The 4,577-nt window shown below is 39.5% G+C and carries 5 protein-coding genes; all 5 read left to right on the top strand.

The features are described 5' to 3' along the window. On the top strand, positions 1 to 666 hold a 666-nt coding region (locus tag P20652_RS17740; RefSeq protein WP_033017254.1), incomplete at its 5' end, for a FimV/HubP family polar landmark protein. A 148-nt stretch (positions 667 to 814) separates the two neighbouring features. Continuing rightward, positions 815 to 1,612, top strand: coding sequence for a tRNA pseudouridine(38-40) synthase TruA (gene truA, locus P20652_RS12435; protein WP_008167327.1), 798 nt, complete (start codon positions 815 to 817; stop codon positions 1,610 to 1,612). Positions 1,613 to 1,751: 139 nt separating this feature from the next. Next, entirely contained in the window at positions 1,752 to 2,627 is an 876-nt protein-coding gene (accD, locus tag P20652_RS12440; RefSeq protein ID WP_002958359.1) for an acetyl-CoA carboxylase, carboxyltransferase subunit beta, read from the top strand. Positions 2,628 to 2,651: 24 nt separating this feature from the next. Then, positions 2,652 to 3,917, top strand: coding sequence for a bifunctional tetrahydrofolate synthase/dihydrofolate synthase (gene folC / locus P20652_RS12445; protein ID WP_008167325.1), 1,266 nt, complete (start codon positions 2,652 to 2,654; stop codon positions 3,915 to 3,917). 11 nt (positions 3,918 to 3,928) lie between these two features. Beyond that, the gene (locus tag P20652_RS12450; RefSeq protein WP_008167323.1) at positions 3,929 to 4,570 is read left to right on the top strand and encodes an SPOR domain-containing protein; all 642 of its coding nucleotides are present in this window, start codon (positions 3,929 to 3,931) and stop codon (positions 4,568 to 4,570) included. Positions 4,571 to 4,577 lie beyond the last annotated feature (7 nt).

The raw sequence follows: 4,577 nt of genomic DNA, 5'->3' as shown, positions 1-4,577 counted from the left end.
CAATTAGATGCTGAATTTGACGAAGATAGCTTAGAGCAAGCGCTAACTGATGAGTTATCTGACGAATCGCAAGAGCAAACAAATGCAGAGCGCGAAGCGCAGTTAACAAGCTCAGATGAAGTAGGTAGCACTGATATTACCTCTGACGACGAACTTGATGAAGAGTTTATGTCAAATTTGACGCAAACTGATTTTGATTCATTACTTAGTGAGTTAGCAGAGCCTGAAGAGTTGAGTGTTGATGACAGCAGTGAATTTGATGTTGACTTTGACAGCTTGCTAAAAGAAGACTTAGAGGCTGATGACTTATTAACTACGCAAGAAGCACTTGTTGAAAGTAGTGATGTTGAGCAACTTGATAATGATGAATTTGTAGATATTGATTCATTATTAGAAGAAAGTGACGACGCTGAACTTGAACACGAACCTTACAACGGCGCTAATATGGATGTCGGTTTGAGTGAGTTTGATGCGTTACTTGCTGGTGATAACCCGACGGATGTTGATGCTGAAAGTGGTGGCTACTCAGCTAAACTTGATTTAGCGCGTGCTTATATTGAAATTGATGATTTTGATTCTGCGCTAAAAGTCATTGAGGATGTTATTAACAAAGGTCCCGAGGAAGTTCAAGAAGAAGCACTTAGCTTAAAGGCTAAACTAAAATAATTTAAATGTTTATAAAACCCCGTATTTAGCTTAGCTAAATACGGGTTTTTTTATATGTATTGGTTTGATTACGACACGTCTCCTTTTATTGCATCGTTAGATAGCATAAAATGCCTCGTTCATTAGCACAGTAGGTAAAGCAGTAATTATGCGAGTAGCACTTGGAGTTGAATACAACGGCGCACGTTATAGTGGTTGGCAGCGTCAGTCACATGTAAATAGCGTACAGCAAGAAGTAGAAAAAGCGTTGTCGCGTATTTGCAACCATCCTGTTGAAGTTATATGCGCAGGGCGTACAGATGCTGGTGTGCACGGTACAGGCCAAGTAATACACTTTGAAACTGAGGCCGATCGCGATATGGTCGCATTTACACTAGGTATGAATACTTTAATGCCTAGAGATATTGCTATTCGCTTTGCCCAACCGGTTGCTGATGACTTTCACGCCCGTTTTAGTGCTACAGCGCGTCGTTATCGCTATGTTATTTATAACTCCCCCCTACGAGGAGCGGTATTAAACGAAGGCGTTACGCATTTTCATCACCATCTTGATGAGGAAAAAATGCAAGAGGCGTGTCAGTACTTAATAGGTAAACACGATTTCACCTCTTTTAGAGCGATACATTGCCAAGCGAATACACCGACAAGAACAATTCATCATCTGTCGGTACAGCGCCAAGGTACTTACGTTATTATTGATATTAAAGCGAATGCATTTTTACATCACATGGTACGTAATATCACAGGCAGTTTAATGGATGTTGGTTTGCATAAACAACAACCTATATGGATAAAAGAGCTACTTGATTGTAAAGAACGCGCAAAGGCTAGTGCTACCGCTAAAGCTGCTGGCTTGTATTTAGTGGACGTTGATTATCCTGAGCAATTTAATATTCCTCAAACACCTTTAGGTCCTTTATTTTTGCCTGATATAGATGTGGTATAAGTACTTTTTATGAGCACTTTTAACTACTAAGACCAGTTTTTTATACCGCGTTAGTGTAATTCATGTTTTAATTGAAAAAATTGCCTGCTAATTGCTATTAACAGGCTCGCGACACAGAACAGTATTAAGAGAGTTGCAAATGAGTTGGCTAGAAAAAATCTTACCTAAAACGACAAAGTCATCAGGTCGTAAAGAAATCCCAGAAGGTGTTTGGGCTAAGTGCACATCGTGTGATTCAATTTTATATAAAGCTGAATTAGAAAAGTCATTAAACGTATGTCCTAAGTGTAACCACCACATGCGTGTTAGTGGCCGTAAGCGCCTAGAGCACTTTTTAGATGAAGGTGATCGTCAAGAGCTTGGCACACAACATGAGCCTAAAGACATTCTTAAGTTTAAAGATTCTAAAAAGTACTCTGATCGTATCAGTGCAGCGCAAAAAGCAAGTGGTGAGAAAGATGCACTTGTAGCTATGAAAGGCCGATTAAAAGGTATTCCAGTGGCAGCGGTAGCATTTGAGTTCTCATTTATGGGTGGTTCAATGGCTTCTGTTGTTGGCGCTCGCTTTGTTGATGCTGTTGATCAATGTTTAGAGCATAACATGCCGCTTATTTGTTTTTCTGCATCAGGCGGAGCACGTATGCAAGAAGCGCTTATGTCGCTTATGCAAATGGCTAAGACAAGTGCTGCACTTGCAAAAATGACGGAAAAAGGTCTTCCATTTATTTCAGTGATGACCGACCCAACAATGGGTGGTGTATCTGCATCACTTGCTATGCTGGGCGATATTAACGTTGCTGAACCTAAAGCGTTAATTGGTTTTGCTGGTCCTCGTGTTATTGAGCAAACTGTTCGCGAAACATTACCTGAAGGTTTTCAGCGTAGTGAATTTTTGCTAGAACACGGTGCAATTGACATGATTATTGACCGCCGTGAAATGCGCGATACCCTTGCCCGCATTTTAGCTAAATTTATGAACTTGCCTTCTACGGAACAAGAGCATAGAGTAGCGTAAATTTAAGCTTTACTGATTCACGCTATGACAAAAACAATTCCTAGCCAATCATCAAGCCTTGATGATTGGCTTTTTTATTTAGAAAGTGTTCACCCAGCTAATATTGCAATGGGCCTAGAACGAGTTGCTACTGTTGCCAACAATATTGGCCTTTTAAACACTCCAAGTAAAATTATTCTTATTGCCGGTACAAACGGGAAGGGTACTACTGCACGTTGCTTAGAGTCGCTATTACTAGCGCAAGGTTTTAGCGTGGGTACTTACGCATCTCCTCATTTAATTCGTTATAACGAGCGTGTACGAGTTAATGGCGAAGAACTGGCAGACCAATTTCATATAGATGCTTTTCACCAGCTTGAGCAAGGCCGTAAAGACACACCTTTGACTTATTTTGAATATGGTACTTTAGGTGCGTTGGCAATTTTTAAACGCTGTAAGGTTGATTATGTATTATTAGAGGTTGGTTTAGGTGGGCGCTTTGACGCCACAAATATAGTAACCCCTTTTGCCAGTGTAATTACAACTATCGATTTAGATCATAAAGAATACCTAGGTGATACACGTGAGCTGGTGGCTTATGATAAAGCCGGTATTTTTCGTGAAAATACACCCGCTATTATAGGGGATTTGAATATTCCTCACACAATGACTGATTACGGCAAAGAAATTAATGCCAACATGACGCTGTCGGGCAGTGACTTTATTTTCAAAGAGAATGCTGATAGCTTTAATTGGCAATTTAAAGAACATAATCTTGAAATAGATAAGCCAGCAATACCGTGTCAAAATGCAGCAACGGCGTTAACTGCGCTAAGCGCTTTAAACTTATTACCAAGTGAGCAAATCATACGAAGTTGCCTCGCAAATTTAGTTGTAGAAGGGCGGTTTCAGCAGTTAAGCGCTGAGCCTTTAGTCTTTACCGATGTAGCACATAACCCTGAGTCGGCGCGTTATTTAGCCAATAAGTTATCAAGCTATAAAGATAAAGGCTTTAAAATTCATGCATTAGCCGCTATGCTTGCTGATAAAGATAAAGTGGGTGTACTTAAAGAAGTAAGTCACTTGGTCGATGAGTGGTCATTAGCGAGCTTAAGTGGTCCGCGAGGCGACACTGCAAGTAATTTACAAAATGCGCTGCAGGGTATATCTCATTATAATACTATTAATAGCTATGATAGTGTGGCACAGGCACTGAGTGTAATTTTACCAAAACAACAAAGTGATACTATGTTGATTGTATTTGGTTCATTTTTTACAGTGGCCGGCGCTATTAATTACTTTAAAAAATAGAGAGGATGTCGGTGAACTCAAGTTTTATTAATCGCTTAGTCGGAACAAGTATAGTAGTGATCGCAGCAATTGTGTTTATCCCTAATATACTCGATGGCGAAAAAGTGCATTATAAAGAAGGCTTTAAAGCGATTCCTGATCGCCCTGAGTTCAAAACAATCGATCTTCAAGAGTCAATTGATGAAAACATGGCTAATGCTGAGCCACTAAAACAAGATGAAATTGAAGACATTCAAGCTGACGATGAAGCTTTTGAGCAGCAAAACGCTATGGATGAGAGTGACTACGCTTTGGAAGATAAAGTTGTTGAAGCAACAATTGAACCCAAAGCTACACCAATTACAAAGGCGCCTGTTCAAGCTAAACCAGAACTTATTGCACCACGTGAAAGTGATGAAAACCTAACAAGTATGGCTTATGTTATTCAATTAGGTAGTTTTTCACATGTTGCAAATGTAAAAGCATTACAGGCTAAATTAAAAGTTGAAGGGTTTAAAACGTTTACGAAACCCATTAAAACTCCAAATGGGACATTAACCAAGGTATTCGTTGGTCCTTCACTTGATAAAAGTGAATTACAAAAGCAGCTCCCCCAACTCAAAGAGCTTACTAAATTAAATGGTAAAGTTACGCAATACGAAGTAACAAAATAAATAAAAA

Source organism: Pseudoalteromonas sp. BSi20652, from assembly GCF_000239855.1.
Lineage (GTDB): Bacteria > Pseudomonadota > Gammaproteobacteria > Enterobacterales > Alteromonadaceae > Pseudoalteromonas.
The sequence above is the reverse complement of the archived record's forward strand: the minus strand, read 5'-3'. Positions and strand labels throughout refer to the sequence as shown.

Coding starts and splice junctions, on each gene's coding strand:
- accD (WP_002958359.1), top strand. CDS start 1,752: ATGAGTTGGCTAGAAAAAATCTTACCTAAAACGACAAAGTCATCAGGT.
- truA (WP_008167327.1), top strand. CDS start 815: ATGCGAGTAGCACTTGGAGTTGAATACAACGGCGCACGTTATAGTGGT.
- folC (WP_008167325.1), top strand. CDS start 2,652: ATGACAAAAACAATTCCTAGCCAATCATCAAGCCTTGATGATTGGCTT.